Source organism: Cryobacterium sp. SO1, assembly GCF_004210215.2.
In the GTDB taxonomy this organism is placed as follows: Bacteria; Actinomycetota; Actinomycetes; order Actinomycetales; family Microbacteriaceae; genus Cryobacterium.
On sequence record NZ_CP067394.1, the window covers coordinates 1482970 to 1497925 of the forward strand.

Sequence of the window (14956 nt, forward strand, 5' to 3'; positions counted from 1 at the left end):
CCGACCGCACTCTCCAGCGGCGTTATGCGGTAGAAAGGCGCTATGCGGTAGAAAAAAGGCGCTATGCGGTAGAAATGGGTGCAATGCCCATTCTCACCGCACTCCAACACGGGGCCGAGACCCACCCCCTACAGCTCGCCGTCCAGGTCGGCGACGACCGGCTCAGTTACGTGCAGTTACGTGATGCGGTTCTGGAACGGCTCGGCGGAAACCCGACCGGAACGGCCCTCCGGACCGGACCCACCCTCATCAGCCAGCCAAACGGTCTCGAGTTCGTGCTGCAGTTGCTCGCCGGCATCGCCGGCACCGGGAGCGTCGCCGTCCTCGACCCGGCCTGGCCCCAGGAGCAACAGCTCGAGGTCAGGGGCCGCCTCGGCCGGCTGGAGCTCACGCCGGGCGCTCCAGGTACGCCGCCACCCACTGGCGCTCTGGTCGATGGTCCGCCGGAGTCCACCTTCCTCTACGGCTTCACCTCGGGCACGACGGCGTTGCCGAAGGCGATCAGCCGGACTCGACGCTCGTGGCAGCACTCGTTCCGGCGCAGCACCGAAATGTTCGGCCTCACCGGACACGACCGCACGCTCGCCCCCGGGCCTCTCAGCGCCAGCCTCAACCTTTACGCGCTGGCGGAATCCCTCCACGTCGGGGCGGCGTTTCACACACTGCCGGGCTTTGACGTCGCGGCGGCCCTGGCGAGCATCGAAAACCACGACATCACCCGGCTGGTGGCCGTTCCGGCCGTGCTGCGGCTGCTGGCCCAGCGCGGGCTCACGGCGAACCATAGCTGCCCAGGAATCTCCTGCATCGTCAGCGGAGGGGCCAAGCTCGACCTCGACACCACCCGCCTGTTGCAGCGCTGGGCGCCTTCCGCAACCCTGGTCGCCTTTTTCGGAGCAGCCGAGCTCGGGTTCGTCTCCGCAACCGTCCTGGCCCCCGGCCAGGCGCCGCAGTCTGACGAGACGGCCGTCGGCCTGCCCTTTCCCGGCGTGCACATCCGCATCGTCGACCGAGACAACGCGCCCGTTTCGGCCGGCGTGCCCGGAACCATCCAGGTTGCCAGCGACCTGGTCTGCGACGGCTATCTCTGGGGAGACGACGGAGCAGCCTTCCAGCAGCACGGCGACTGGTGCACGGTAGGGGACCAGGGCTTTCTGGACACCGCCGGGGTGCTGCACCACTTGGGCCGCGGTCACGACATGATCGTGAGTGCCGGTAGCAACGTCTACCCGCAGGAGGTGGAGGCGGCGCTGCAGGCGCTGCCGGGGGTGCGGGCCGCGGTGGTGACCGGCCTGCCGGATCCCGGTCGTGGCCTCCGGTTGGTCGCCGCCGTGCTCGCCGACACCGACCTGGATGTCGCCGGCCTGCGTGGCGCGAGCAGCGCCGTGTTGGCATCGCCGAAGCGGCCGCACGACTACTACCGATTGCAGGAACTGCCCCTCACCGCTGCCGGCAAGGTCAGCCGCACCATCCTCCGCCGCTGGATCGAGCAGGGAGACTCACGTGTCATCCGACTTCACTGATCCCGCCGACGGGCCTACCTCGGCGGCCGACCGGCAGCCGGTGATCCTGCTCGGCCGACGCACAGCCTTCGCCCGTCGCAACGGGGCCCTGCGCACCGTCACCCAGGACAAACTGCTGGCGCCAGTGCTGGCAGCGGTGCTGGCCGACGGGGGACTGCCCCCGGCTGCGGTGGATGACGTGATCATCGGCAACGCCGTCGGCGGTGGCGGTAACGTGGCCCGGCTGGCCCTGCTCACGGCCGGCCTGCCGGTCTCGGTGCCCGGGCAGACCATCGACCGCCAATGCGGATCCGGACTCGAGGCCATCGTGCTGGCCTGTCGACTGGTGCAGGCCGGCGCCGGCAGCCTCTATCTGGCCGGCGGGGTCGAGAGCACCAGCACGGCGCCCCTCCGCGCCCACCGGCTCAGCTCCACGACGGGCGCGCCCGACTTCTACGACCGGGTGAGCTTTGCACCGCACGAGTTGGGCGACCCGGACATGGGCGTCGCCGCCGACACCGTCGCGGCGCAGTACGGCATCGGTCGGGATCGCCAGGATGCGTTCGCGCTGCGCAGCCATAACCTCGCCGCCGCCGCGATAGCGGCGGGCGCCTTCGACGACGAGATCGTGCCCGTGCAGACCCCGGCCGGGCCGGTTGCCGGCGACTCCGGTCCCCGGCCGGGGTTGGGAGCGAACTTCCTGGCGCGCTTCCCGGCGGCCTTCACGCCGCACGGCTCGGTGACCGCCGGGAACTCCTGCGCTGACGCCGATGGCGCCGTAGTGGTGGTGGTGACGAGCCGCGCCAGGGCCGACGCCTGGGGCGCAACCGGGTACCTGGCCTTTGTCGACGCGGTTCCGGCGGGCGTTGACCCCAACCTGCTCGGCATCGGGGGAGCGATGGCCGGCCGGGCACTCTTCGCCCGCACCGGAATCACGGCCGGTGACCTCGGCCGGGTCGAGTTCACCGAAGCCTTCGCCGCCCAGGTGCTGGCCTCGCTCGACCTGATGGGCCTGCCGGCCGAGAATGCCAATCGTCAGGGTGGGGCGCTGGCCCTCGGGCACCCCTATGGCGCGTCGGGGGCCCTGCTCGTGCTTCGGCTCCTGCAGCAGGCGCGTACCGCCGCGTCCGAGGGGGAGTTGTCCCTGTCGGCGCTCAGCATCGCCGGCGGGCTCGGGCTGGCCGCACTCTGGCGGTGGCAGACGCCGATGCGGTGACCAGGAGAGCCCGAGAAATCTTGAGAGCTTGTGCGACGCGTCTCCGTCGAATATCATACAATCAAATGGTTGTATTAGAGCTTTCAGACCAGGACGTCAACCGCCTCTTCCGTGCCCTCGCGGATGTGACGCGGCGCGATATCGTGCGCCGCACACTCGTCGCCGGTGTCACGGTGTCGCAGTTGGCGCACTCTTACGACATGTCGTTCGCGGCGGTGCAGAAGCACGTTGCGGTTTTGGAGGAGGCGAGGCTGGTGACCAAGGAGCCACGCGGCCGTGAGCGGATGGTGCGGGGCAACCCCGATCGCATCCGCCAGGCGCAGCGCCTGCTCGACGGCTTCGAGGTGGTCTGGCGTTCGCGCATCGATCGTCTCGACGTTCTGCTTGCTGAAGACGACGACCCGGCTTCAACCGACACCTGACCGACTAACCGAAAGGAAGATCATGCCTGTCACCTCCGTCGAGAAAGACCTCGACCAGCTCACCATCACGATCGTCGCCGACTTCACGGCGCCCCTCCGCCGGCTTTGGGATGCCTATACCGATCCGCGCCAGATCGAACTGTTCTGGGGCCCGCCCGCGTACCCGGCCACGTTCTTCCGGCACGACGCCCACACCGGCGGGCGCAGTGTGTATTCGATGACCGGACCGGAGGGCGACGTGCACTACGGCTGCTGGGACTGGACCGCGGCCGACGCCCCGCATTCCTTTGAGGTCATCGACCGGTTCGCCGATGAGGCGGGCGTGCCGAACACCGACCTCCCGGCCACCCGGGTGGACTTCGCCTTCGAAGAGACGAGCAATGGCAGCCGTCTCAGCACCACCTCGCACTTCGACTCGGTCGAGCAGATGCAGCAGCTCCTGGATATGGGCATGCTCGAGGGCGCCCGTGACGCAATGGCTCAGATCGACCAGGTTCTGGCCGACCTGGCCTCCTTCGCCACCGCACGCGGGGCCCAGGCAGAGATCCTCAGCAATACCCAGGTGCGAGTGGCGCGAGTCATCCGCGGCACCGTCGACCAGGTCTGGCGCGCCCACAACGACGCCGACCTGATGAAGCGGTGGCTGCTCGGACCGGACGGTTGGTCGATGCCTGTCTGCGAGATCGCGACCGCTGTGGGCGACAGCTACCGCTACGAGTGGCAGCGGGATGGCGGCGACGAGCGATTCGGCTTCACCGGCGAGCTGCTCGAATCGGCGGCACCGCACCGCGCGGTCACGACCGAGGCGATGATCGGAATGGACTTCCCGGCCACGATCAACGAGATGACCCTCACCGAAGTCGACGGCGGCACCCTGCTCTCCCTCGTCATCACCTACGCCAACGCCGAGCAGCGCGACGCCGTCATGGCAACCGGCATGACCGACGGCATGGAGACGAGCTACCAGCGCCTCGAGGGGCTGTTGCAGCCGACCCTGGCTTAGCCCCAGGCGCCCAGGTGCAACTGCGAGTCACGTCAGTGCCGCAGCTGCGCCTCGGTCAGCGCATCCGGCTCGCCGACCGCCGGCACCGACTCGTCCTGGTCGAGGTACTGCGCGGAGATACGGCGGTAGGACTTGGTGAAGAACGCCGCGGTGGCCGCCAATGCCATGACGATCCCCGAGATGAGGAACACCAGCGCGATGCCGCGCGCCTCGCCGCCGCCCAGGAGAGCGCCGAAGTCGGCGCGGCCGGCATCCGAGTTCATGAACGGGATGATGATGAACTCGGCGATCGGCGCGATGAGGAAGGCAGTGACGGGAGCCGCGGCCGACTCGAACGCGGCCGCGAAGCCGAACACGCGGCCCTGCTCGCGGAACGGCACCACCTTCTGGATGACGGTCTGCTCGGCCGCCTCGACGGCGGGGATCAGCGTCATGTAGAGCCAAATGCCCGCGGCGTACAACCACCACCACTCGCGGATCGTGAACAGCGCGCCGAGCATTCCCATGAGGATCACCAGCAGCAGCATGGTGCGGATCGGGTTGCGGCCCAGGCCGAACTTCGCGATCAGCAGACCGCCGATGATGAACCCGGTCGAGGTGACGCCGAGCACGATGCCCCACAGCTCCACCGGGAACAGCTCGAGGCCGTACGGGTCCATCAGCGCCATGTAGACGCCGCCGATGAGGTTGTTGAAGGTGGAGAAGATGATCAACGCGAACAGTCCGGTCGCCGCTCGCACGGCGGTGATGCTGCCGCGTAGGTCGACCAGGGGGAGACGCTCGCCCTCCTGCTGCGGTTTGGCTTCGGGGATGCGCAGGAACAGCAGGTGCAGCAGCGCCGCCGCCGAGAGGGAGATGGCGATGAGCAGCGTCCACCCCATGCCCAGCAACCCGATCGCGAGCCCGCTGAAGACGCTGGTCACCATGAACGCGAGCCCCTGCACGGTGCCGACGAGGCCGTTCGCGTTGGCGTGTCGCTCGGTGGGGATCAGGAGCGTGACCACCGTGGACAGGGCGATGTTGCGCATGTTCTCGATCACCGCGCCGAACAGGATGATGCCGCTGAACAGCCAGAACCACGGCCCGCCCAGGTCGAGCAGGGTGGACTCGGGGAACACGAGGTACAGCCCGCCGCCGATGCTGAACGCGATCAGGGTGACCGCACCGGCGAATACCATCACGAGGTGCTTGCGGTGCCGGTCCACGATGGTGCCGAAGGCCATCGAGAACAGGGCGACGAGCAGCATATAGGCGCCGCCGATGATTCCGGTGGCGAGCACCGAGCGGGTCTCCAGATAGACCCAGAAGGTGAGCGCGAACCACAGGAAGCTCGTAGTGACGTTGGCGACCGCCGTGTTGACCAGCACCTGCGCGAAGGTGCGGGCCCCGCCGGGTGTCGACTCGGTCTGAGACTCGGCGGGCGCGTCGTTGATGTGGCTCATGTGGTCGTCCTTCCCAGGCGCTCGCGTGGCGTCGCAAGTATGAACGGCGCCGTTCGAATCGACGGCCTCAGGCGAGCCAAGACCGTTGAATCAGTTTACGAAGCCGGACCCGATCTTGTCTTGTGTGGTTTCTTGTGACATTCACCCATCACGGAGATCAGTGGTCGGACGCTGGCTATGCCACCTCCTGGTGCTGAAGATATCAGCCGGAATTGTGCTTGACAGAGTTTCCACAACCGTTATTATAAACCTTGTAATAAGTCTCAACTGATGGAGAATGTGGTGGCCGAAGCTGCCGAAGTCGTTCGACAACGGGAACGACGGTGAACTCGGCCAAGTCAAGTCCCCGCCGAAGGCGATCAGTCCGAAAATCACCTGTCTACTTGTACCGAGAAGAGGAAACCTCAATGAAGAGAATTCTGAAGAATGCACTTGCTCCCGTGGTCATCGCGGGACTCGCGCTGAGCCTGGGCGGCTGCGCCTCCGATCCCAGCCCCTCCGCTGCCGAGGGGCCCCTGACCGTGTGGGTGATGGGCGACTCTGGCGCCAACTTCGAGTCCCTCGTCGCCCCGTTCGTGACGGAGACCGGACAGGAGATCGAGGTTGTCGCCATCCCGTGGGACAGTATCGACGAGAAGCTGACGACCTCGGTCGCCTCGGGCGCCGGGCCGGACGTCCTGCAGATCGGCCTCTCCAAGCTCCGTAGTTTCGCGGATGCAGGCGCACTGCTGCCCCTCGACGATCTCCTCGGCGACTATCCCGGGCTCGCACCCGCGAACTTCCCGTCCGGGGTGAGCGGAGACGCCACATCCGTCAATGGGGAGGTCGTCAGCGTGCCGTGGGTCAGTGACACTCGCGTTCTGTTCACCCGCACCGATATCCTCGCGGCGAACGGGATCGACGCCCCTCCCACCACCTGGGACGAACTCCGTGCCGACGCCAAGACCCTGACGAGTCGGGGGAGCGGACAGTACGGCTACTACATCCCACAGTGGGATGCACCGTTGCCGATCGAGATGACGTGGAGCCTTGGCGGCGACGTCATTGATTCCGACGGCAATGTCGACTTCGATACCCCCGAATTCCAGGATGCGGTGGACATGTACACCGGGCTGTACGCCGACGGCAGTGTGCCGACCAACGGTGACTTCGACCAGACGCAGGGATTCATCTCCGGTGTCGCACCGATGCTCGTGAGCGGCCCGTACCTGGGCAAAGCGATCACGGACGGCGCGCCGGAACTCGACGGTAAGTGGCAGGCGAGCCTGCTACCAGCGGGAACATCCTCCACCTCGCTGTTCGCAGGTTCGAACCTCGGTGTGTGGGCCAACACCGACCAGCAGGATGCCTCACTGGAGCTCTTGGAATACCTCGCAGAGCCAGAGACGCAGCTGGAGTGGTACTCGCTCAGCGGTGAACTGCCCACGGTCAGCGCGGCCTTGGGCGATGAAGATCTCAACAGCGACCCGAACGTGGCGGTCTACACCGAACAACTCGCTTCGTCGAAGGTGTTGCCGCTCGTGTCGAACTGGGACAGTTCCGTCGGCACCGAGCTCCTGAACGCGCTCAACGCGATCGCACTCACGGGCGCCGACCGTGACGACACGCTGGCGGGCTTCTTCGCCAAGACCGAGGGCCTGGGGATCGACTAGCACAACGACCAGAGGGCCGTCCCGGCGACGGGGCGGCCCTCCCGTGCCGGAACCAGTCCCTCAGTGAAAGGAGCGATCTTGCGCAACCGGCTCTCCCCGTACCTCTTCGTCTCGCCCGCGATGCTCTTGCTGGTGACGTTCGGGGTGTTCCCGATCTTCGTCGCTCTTGCCGTCAGCTTCACGAACATGAATATTTCGGCGTTCGCCAACATCCGCAACGTGAAGTTCGTCGGTGTCGACAACTACGTCACACTGTTCGGGGACGCCGACTTCTGGCAAGCGCTCGCGAACACCGGTATCTTCGCCCTCGTGGGTGTGCCCGCCATCGTCGTCCTGTCTCTCGCCGTTGCCCTGCTGCTCAACCGAAGCGATCATCCGTTCTTCCGGGCGCTGCGGTCGTTTTACTTCATCCCCGCGATCACCGCGATCGTCGCGATCTCACTCATCTGGGGGTACCTCTACAACACCCAGTTCGGTTTTCTGAACTACCTGCTCTCCCTCGTGGGAGTCGAGCAGGTGCAGTGGCTGTCCGATCCCGTGCTCGCCAAATTCTCGGTGGCGCTCGTCGCGGTTTGGCGAGGCACCGGCCTGAATATCATCATCTTCCTCGCGGCGCTCCAGGGGGTGCCGAAGGACTACTTGGAAGCAGCCTCCCTCGATGGGGCCGGTGAGTGGCGGAAGACCTTCTCGATAACCGTGCCGTTGCTGCGATTCGCCATCTTCTTCGTCACGGTCACGACGATCATTTCCTGGGGGCAGTTCTTCGACGAACCGTTCGTGTTGACCGACGGTGGCCCCCTCGGTGCCACGACGAGCGTGTCGATCTTCCTCTACAAGGAAGGGTTCCGAATGAATCAGTTCGGTTATGCCAGTGCCGGGTCGATCGTGCTGTTCGCGATCATCGCGATCATCACCGTATTCCAGCTCCGGGCACGAAAGGCCGACGATGAATACTAGGAACCGAGCAATCCGCCTTCGTCTGCGTCGGACCGATCGCGCCGCCGCACGGAGGTCGCGTCAGCTCACCGTAGTCATCGGGGTGATTCTCGCGATCGGGGCCATCATCACGGCCTTCCCGTTCATCTGGATGCTGACGGCATCCGTCAAGCCGCAACGGGAATCCACGGATCTCCCTCCGTCGGTGCTGCCGAAGGAGCCGACCTTCGAGTACTACAGAGTGCTCTTCACGGAGCTGGACTTCGGGCGCTACCTGGTGAACACCCTCGCCGTCGTTGCGATCGGGATGGTCGGCCTGCTTCTGATGGCAATGGCGGGTTACGCGTTCGCGAAGTTTGAGTTTCGGGGTAAGCGCTGGATGTTCTTTCTCGTCCTCGCGACGATGATGGTGCCGATTCAGGTGACGATGATCCCCACCTACCTGATCCTCAACCAGATGAAACTCACGAATACCCTCATCGGTATAGCGCTGCCGACCTTGGTCGGCGGATTCAGCATCTTCCTGTTCCGCCAATTCATGTCGACAATTCCGTCCGAGATGCTCGAGGCCGCACGGCTCGACGGAGCGACCGAGTGGCGCACGTTCTGGCAGATCGTGCTGCCCATGTCGAAGCCGATCCTCGCCGTTCAGGTCGTGCTCACCTTTATCGCCGGCTGGAACAGTTTCCTCTGGCCGCTCATCATTGCCAGCGACCAGAAGCTCTACACACTGTCGGTGGGGCTGTCTCTCCTCAACCAGCAGCTCGCCGTCAACCCATCGCTGCAGATGGCAGCCGCCTCGGTCATGGTCGTACCGATTCTCGTGGTGTTCGTCATCTTCCAACGCTTTGTTATCCAGGGCTTCGCCCTGTCCGGATTGAAATAGCCCATGGAGTCAGCAATTGTGCCTTCCCCCTCGCCCGTTGCGCCACCCACCGAGTTCCGCCGTCGCCCCGCCTCGTTCGACGGCCTTGTGCAAGCCCGCGCCGCCCGCCTCTATGACGGCACGGGTCATGAGCTGCTGCTGCGCGGCGTTGGGCTCGGAAATTGGATGTTGCCCGAGGGGTATATGTGGAAGTTCGGGCCGGGCGCCGAATCTCCCAGGGAGATCGAGGCGCTGACCACGCGGTTACTGGGAGTAGACGGAGCGAGCCGGTTCTGGGACTCGTTCCATGCCGGTTACATCACCGAAGCGGATATCCAGAAGATCGCCGAGAGCGGCTTCGATCACGTGCGCCTACCGATCAACTCAAGACTCCTTCAGGACGATGACGGTGCCCCGCTCGAACATGGGTACGCGATGATCGACCGATTGATCGCATGGTGTCGCAAACACCGTCTGTGGGTGCTGCTCGATCTGCACGGGGCGCCGGGCGGACAAACCGGCACCAATATCGACGACTCGCCGAACAACAAACCCGAGCTGTTCATGGACGAGACCTACCGCGCTCTCACGGTGCGACTCTGGCGCGACCTTGCCCGCACCTATGCCGACGAGACCGTCGTACTGGGCTACGACCTGCTCAACGAGCCGTTGCCCAACGAATGGCAGGACGTGTACGCGGCGGAACTCGCAGAGCTCTACATAGACATCACCGCGGCCATTAGAGAAGAGGATCCGGGTCATCTGATCGTCTACGAGGGCTCGCACTGGGCGACCAACTGGAGCATCTTCACCGAGGTCTGGGATGAGAATTCGATGCTCCAGTTCCACAAATATTGGTCGTCGCCCGATACTGCCAGCATTGCGTCGTTCTTGCAGGTACGCGACCGGCTCGGGCTGCCGATCTACATGGGGGAAGGGGGTGAGAACACGCTTGAGTGGTTGTATACGGCCTTTCGGTTGTACGAGTCGCATAACATCGGTTGGAACTTCTGGCCATGGAAGAAGCTGGACACAGTCACGTCGCCCGTGTCGATCGCCGCTCCTGACGGGTGGGCCGCCGTTGTCGCCGCCGGCTCGGACGATTCGCTCGTCGTGGCCGATGCCACGAGGATCTTCGACGGACTTCTGGCCAATATGTCGGTGGATGTGGCTCGCTGGAACCCCAACATCATTGCGGCCTTGCTCGGCGAGCATCCCGTCGTGATTCCTGCGTGGGGATTCGGGGTTCGGGGCGCTGGCGAATCGTATTCGTCGGCGTCCTCCGCAACGATCGACGGTATCCGTGCGAGCGACGCCGTCAATTTGGCGTGGGCTTCGGCCGGCGTGCATCCGGCCAACCCGTTTGAACAGACCGATGGTCGGGCGTATACAAGCGAAGAAGAGCTTGTGGTGAGGTTGCAACCGGGCGACTGGCTCGAATTTGAAGTTGCCGCCGTTGATCCCGCAACCGTCCGGGTGCTTGGAGCGGAGAGCGTCACTCGCGTGGAGCAGACCGACCGGGGAATTCGCGTTGTGGCGATGGCCGCCTCGACGATCTCACGACTGGAAGTGGAAAGCTCAACTTGATAGGTTCAGGACATATGACCAGCCGACCGTCCGCGACGAGCTCCTCTCCGGCGACGGTCAGCGACGTACGCCAGCGCAACCGATCGCAGGCGCTGCGCAGCATCATCCTGGCCGGGTCGACCACTCGGGCCGCGCTCGCCCGTGAGTCCGGGCTGTCAGTTGCGTCGGTCACCAACCTGGTGACGGAGCTCATCGCCGAGGGCCTCGTGCTGGAGGCAGGCACCGTGGCCTCGAGCGGCGGCCGGCCGACGACGCTCATTGAGCCGAATCCCGCGGGCGCTTATCTACTCGGCGCGGATGTCGGCGAACGCGGTGTGGCGATGGAACTTTTCGACCTATCGATGACCCGGATCGACATCGAGTTTCGCGGTGGACACTCCGGTGAGCCGATCGAAGTGATCGGACGGGACCTCGACGACGCACTCAACGCCCTCCGTGCACGCAATCCCGGCGCATGGGAAAAAATGGTCGGACTGGGACTTGGGCTGCCCGGGATCGTGGAGACCGCCGTCTCCGGTGAACAGATGCTGTATGCCCAGAGTCAGGGCTGGCCTGCGATCGCGGTGACCGACCTTGTGTCGCACGACCTCCCGATCTTTGCCGAGAACGGCGCAAAAACCCAAGCGATGGCCGAGATGTGGAACGGTGAAGCGCGCGGCGTCGCAGAGGCGCTCGTCGTGCTGATGGGCCGGGGAGTGGGCCTGGGGATAGTCAGCGACGGGCAGCTCGCCCACGGCTCACGAAGCAGTGCGGGGGAGTGGGGGCACGTCAGGATCGTGCACGGCGGACGCCTCTGCCGATGTGGCAAGCACGGCTGCGTCGAGGCCTATCTGGGCGCCGATTCGATTTTCACAGCGTGGCGTGAAGCCGGGGGAGTTTTCGAGGGAAGCGGCTGGCGAGCGGTGGGAGATCTGCTCACTGCGGCGGACGCCGACGACCCGATCGCCGTGTCGGTCGTGGACGAGCTCGTTGCTATTCTCGGTTCGTCGCTCGGCAGCCTGGTGAACCTCACGAACCCCGATCGAGTGATTATCGGTGGTTGGGTCGGACTGCGCCTGATGGAGACGCTTGCGCCACGTATCGAGGCTGCGATCCGAGCCGAGGCATTGGATCGGCCTGGTGCTCAGTTCGCCCTCTCGGCGAGTAAGTTCGGCGGCGACACCGTAGCTCTCGGCGCTGCGATTCTGCCGCTGAATGCGGTCTTGAATCAGCCTCGCGCAACCCACCTCACAGCGTAATTGCCGCCGAGAGGTCGCGCACTTCTGCGTGCCCGCGACCGCCCGGTACATCCGGATCACTCAGACCGGTGTCGCACCGCAGTGGTGGACGATCGACGAGGTCACCGTGGATGCGTCCTACTGATTCGACCGAGCACACCCCGGCCCATGATGAATCGGGGTGTGCTCGACCGACTCGAGTCGTACCCTCGATACTCGGCCGGCGTCGTGGGGCCGCCCTCCCCGAGTGCGGCCGTTGACAGCGACCGGTCGTCGGGAAAATCATAGGGTTACCCACATCTACCAACACAGGAGCGCCCATGGTCGTCCGCGTTGACCTCAACATTTCCCTCGACGGCGTCGCCGCCACCGCCGACCAGGCGCCGGAGAACGTCTTCGGCGAGGACTGGGGTCGCCTGGTCGCCCCCTATGTGGCCACCCGCACCTTTCGGGAGCGGGTGCTGCACGAGGGCACCGGCAAGGGAACCACCGGGGTCGACGACCGCTACGCGCAGGCGTATTTCGAGGGCGTGACCGCCGAGATCATGGGCGCCGGGATGTTCGGCCTGCACACCTTCCCGGACAAACCAGACTGGCGCGGCTGGTGGGGCGAGGAGCCGCCATTCGCGTATCCGGTCCTCGTGCTCACGCACACGCTGCGGCCGTCGATCGAGTTCCCGAACGGCACCCGGTTCGACTTCCGCAGCGTGACCCCGCAGGAAGCACTCGAGGAGGCGCGCACCCTGGCCGGCGACGGCGACATCCGGGTCGGCGGGGGAGTGAGCGTGGCGCGTGACTTCCTCCGCGCAGGCCTCGTCGACCAGCTGCACGTCGGGATCACCCCCATCCTTCTCGGCGTCGGATCGCGCCTCTGGGACGGCCTGAACGGTCTGGAAGGCGGCTACGAGGTGACCTCCGAGGTGGCCGAGAGCGGTGTCATCCACGTCACCTTCCGTCGCTGAGCGCCCCCGAAGGTCCCAGATCCAGATTGGGGTTTGGCGAATGTTGGTCCTCCTTTTTCGCGCCCTGAACAGCACGAACCGTGGTCTGTAGCGCTGGCCGGCTCCCGGGGCGTCGGCCGCCCGACCCGCGTTCGCCGCCGGACTATGCAACCATTGACACCTGATGCAAATCGATTTGCATTCTTCATTTGAAGGAGTACTCAGTCATGCATTCTCTCCAGAAGGGTCCCCGGCGGTTGTTTGTCGCCGCGGGAACTACGGTCGCCCTAGCTTCAGCCGCGCTACTCGGGGTGCCTTCCGCAGCCATGGCGCTGCCCGCCGTGCAGGACGGCCCCGAGCCCACCCCACACAGCCAGGAGGCCTACGCCCCTGAAGATGATTTCACCGCGAAGTGGACCCGCGCTGACGCGCGGCAGTTGCAGCGTGTGTCCGACCCCACGACGCCTCCGGGCGAGAACTCGATGCCCGCAGCGCAGACCATGCCCGAGGTGCCGCAGGACTTCCCCGACATGTCCAACGACCAGGTGTGGGTATGGGACAGTTGGCCCCTCACCGACGAAGACGGCAACCAGTACTCGATCAACGGCCAGGAGATCATCTTCTCGCTGGTCGCCGACCGCAGCCTCGGCTTCGACGAGCGCCACCAGTTCGCCAAGATCGGCTACTTCTCCCGTGCGGCGGGCGTGCCTGCCGACGAGCGGCCTGAGAACGGCGGCTGGACGTACGGCGGCCTCGTCTTCGACGAAGGCGTGACCGGCGAGATCTTCGCGGACAAGTCGTTCAGCCACCAGACCCAGTGGTCGGGCTCGGCCCGAGTGTTCAAGGGCGGCGAGGTCAAGCTGTTCTTCACCGATGTCGCGTTCTACCGCGACGCGGAGGGCAACGACGTCAAGCCGTACGACCCGCGTCTCGCGCTCAGTATCGGCAAGGTGCACGCCACCGGCAAGGATGTGAAGCTGACCGGTTTCGACAAGGTCCAAAACCTCCTGGAGGCCGACGGCGAGTACTACCAGACCGGCGCCCAGAACGCGTCATTCAACTTCCGCGACCCGTTCACGTTCGAGGACCCCGCCCACCCGGGCGAGACCTACATGGTCTTCGAAGGCAACTCCGCCATGCCGCGTGAGGAAGCGTACTGCACCGACGAAGACCTGGGCTACGCGGCAGGTGACCCGTTCGCTGAGTCGGCGGAAGAGGTCAACGCCTCGGGTGCGCCGTACCAGATCGGCAACATCGGTCTCGCGAAGGCGACGAACGACGACCTGACCGAGTGGGAGTTCCTCCCGCCGATCCTGTCGGCCAACTGCGTCACCGACCAGACCGAGCGCCCGCAGTTCGTCTTCAAGGACGGTAAGGCCTACCTGTTCACGATCTCCCACCGCGGCACCTTCGCGGCCGGGATCGACGGACCGGAGGGCGTCTACGGATTCGTCGGTGACGGCATCCGGTCGGACTTCCAGCCGCTCAACGGCGGCTCGGGGCTGGCGCTGGGCAACCCGACCAACCTGAATTACCCACAGGGCAAGCCCTTCGCGCCGAACGCCGACCAGCACCCGGGCGCATTCCAGGCCTACTCGCACTACGTGATGCCCGGCGGCCTCGTGCAGTCGTTCATCGACACCATCGGCACGTCCGATGACTTCGTCCGCGGCGGCACCCTCGCCCCCACGGTGAAGATGGACATCACCGGCGACACGACGAGCGTCGACTACTCCTACGGAGACGGCGGGCTCGGCGGCTGGGCCGACGTGCCGGCCAACATCAACATCAACCCGGGCGGCCAGGTGAAGCCGCTGCGCTGATTCGACCTGCCGTGCCGTGGGTGCCCCGTTCCGATCTCGGTCCGGGGCACCCACCCCGCCTGGCGTGGCGTCTGCCTACCGCGGACACGTGCCGACCTACCCGAAGGACTTCACTGTGACCGATCAGGATGCCCCTGCCCCCGCCGCGCCGCGGCGCAAGCCACGCCGCCGTACGCTCTTGATCGCCGCCCTTATCGTGGTCACTCTGATGGTGGCCGCCACGGCAGTGACCCTCTCCTTCCTCGGGGGAGCGGCACAGATCAAGCCCCGAGCCCAACCGAATCCTCGCCGGCCGCCTCAAGTCCGTTCCAGCGCCCGGCCGACTGGTCGCCGAACCGCCCGGCGGTTCACAT

12 protein-coding genes are annotated in these 14956 nt (G+C 65.6%); 11 read left to right on the forward strand and 1 reads right to left on the reverse strand.

Annotation, left to right across the window (positions count from 1 at the left end):
* The first annotated feature begins 83 nt into the window (after window positions 1–83).
* The 4 genes from BJQ95_RS06990 (at window position 84) to BJQ95_RS07005 (ending at window position 4140) form a co-directional block, all read left to right on the forward strand.
* Window positions 84–1520, forward strand: coding sequence for a class I adenylate-forming enzyme family protein (locus tag BJQ95_RS06990; protein ID WP_130178471.1), 1437 nt, complete (start codon window positions 84–86; stop codon window positions 1518–1520).
* Complete coding sequence (locus tag BJQ95_RS06995) at window positions 1501–2715, forward strand: thiolase family protein (RefSeq protein WP_130178470.1); 1215 nt, start codon at window positions 1501–1503, stop codon at window positions 2713–2715. The genes BJQ95_RS06990 and BJQ95_RS06995 overlap by 20 nt, the downstream gene beginning before the upstream one ends.
* Before the next feature lie 65 nt (window positions 2716–2780).
* Window positions 2781–3137 (forward strand): helix-turn-helix transcriptional regulator, encoded by a 357-nt coding sequence (locus tag BJQ95_RS07000; RefSeq protein WP_130178469.1) that lies wholly within the window; start codon window positions 2781–2783, stop codon window positions 3135–3137.
* Window positions 3138–3159: 22 nt separating this feature from the next.
* Entirely contained in the window at window positions 3160–4140 is a 981-nt protein-coding gene (locus tag BJQ95_RS07005) for an SRPBCC family protein (RefSeq protein ID WP_130178468.1), read from the forward strand.
* 32 nt (window positions 4141–4172) lie between these two features.
* Here the strand turns inward: BJQ95_RS07005 and BJQ95_RS07010 are convergent, their stop codons facing one another.
* Entirely contained in the window at window positions 4173–5582 is a 1410-nt protein-coding gene (locus tag BJQ95_RS07010) for an MFS transporter (protein ID WP_130178467.1), read from the reverse strand.
* A gap of 407 nt (window positions 5583–5989) precedes the next feature.
* Between BJQ95_RS07010 and BJQ95_RS07015 the strand changes: the two genes are divergently transcribed.
* The 7 genes from BJQ95_RS07015 (at window position 5990) to BJQ95_RS07045 (ending at window position 14603) form a co-directional block, all read left to right on the forward strand.
* Window positions 5990–7234, forward strand: a complete 1245-nt coding sequence (locus BJQ95_RS07015; RefSeq protein ID WP_130178466.1) for an extracellular solute-binding protein — start codon at window positions 5990–5992, stop codon at window positions 7232–7234.
* Between the two features lie 63 nt (window positions 7235–7297).
* Window positions 7298–8191, forward strand: coding sequence for a carbohydrate ABC transporter permease (locus BJQ95_RS07020; protein ID WP_240694842.1), 894 nt, complete (start codon window positions 7298–7300; stop codon window positions 8189–8191).
* Between the two features lie 82 nt (window positions 8192–8273).
* A complete protein-coding gene (locus BJQ95_RS07025) occupies window positions 8274–9056 on the forward strand; it encodes a carbohydrate ABC transporter permease (RefSeq protein ID WP_256041563.1) in 783 nt (260 codons plus the stop codon).
* A gap of 3 nt (window positions 9057–9059) precedes the next feature.
* On the forward strand, window positions 9060–10622 hold the full coding sequence (locus tag BJQ95_RS07030; protein ID WP_130178464.1) for a glycoside hydrolase family 5 protein: 1563 nt from the start codon (window positions 9060–9062) through the stop codon (window positions 10620–10622).
* Window positions 10623–10801: 179 nt separating this feature from the next.
* Window positions 10802–11860 (forward strand): ROK family protein, encoded by a 1059-nt coding sequence (locus BJQ95_RS07035; protein ID WP_256041564.1) that lies wholly within the window; start codon window positions 10802–10804, stop codon window positions 11858–11860.
* A gap of 299 nt (window positions 11861–12159) precedes the next feature.
* On the forward strand, window positions 12160–12801 hold the full coding sequence (locus BJQ95_RS07040) for a dihydrofolate reductase family protein (RefSeq protein ID WP_130178462.1): 642 nt from the start codon (window positions 12160–12162) through the stop codon (window positions 12799–12801).
* Between the two features lie 206 nt (window positions 12802–13007).
* Complete coding sequence (locus BJQ95_RS07045; RefSeq protein ID WP_130178461.1) at window positions 13008–14603, forward strand: glycoside hydrolase family 68 protein; 1596 nt, start codon at window positions 13008–13010, stop codon at window positions 14601–14603.
* The last annotated feature ends 353 nt before the right edge of the window (window positions 14604–14956 follow it).

Excerpts from the sequence above, each read along its gene's own strand:
- BJQ95_RS07040 (WP_130178462.1), top strand. The coding sequence starts at position 12,160 with ATGGTCGTCCGCGTTGACCTCAACATTTCCCTCGACGGCGTCGCCGCC.
- BJQ95_RS07015 (WP_130178466.1), top strand. The coding sequence starts at position 5,990 with ATGAAGAGAATTCTGAAGAATGCACTTGCTCCCGTGGTCATCGCGGGA.
- BJQ95_RS07005 (WP_130178468.1), top strand. The coding sequence starts at position 3,160 with ATGCCTGTCACCTCCGTCGAGAAAGACCTCGACCAGCTCACCATCACG.
- BJQ95_RS07010 (WP_130178467.1), bottom strand. The coding sequence starts at position 5,582 with ATGAGCCACATCAACGACGCGCCCGCCGAGTCTCAGACCGAGTCGACA.
- BJQ95_RS07000 (WP_130178469.1), top strand. The coding sequence starts at position 2,781 with ATGGTTGTATTAGAGCTTTCAGACCAGGACGTCAACCGCCTCTTCCGT.
- BJQ95_RS07045 (WP_130178461.1), top strand. The coding sequence starts at position 13,008 with ATGCATTCTCTCCAGAAGGGTCCCCGGCGGTTGTTTGTCGCCGCGGGA.
- BJQ95_RS06990 (WP_130178471.1), top strand. The coding sequence starts at position 84 with ATGCCCATTCTCACCGCACTCCAACACGGGGCCGAGACCCACCCCCTA.
- BJQ95_RS07030 (WP_130178464.1), top strand. The coding sequence starts at position 9,060 with ATGGAGTCAGCAATTGTGCCTTCCCCCTCGCCCGTTGCGCCACCCACC.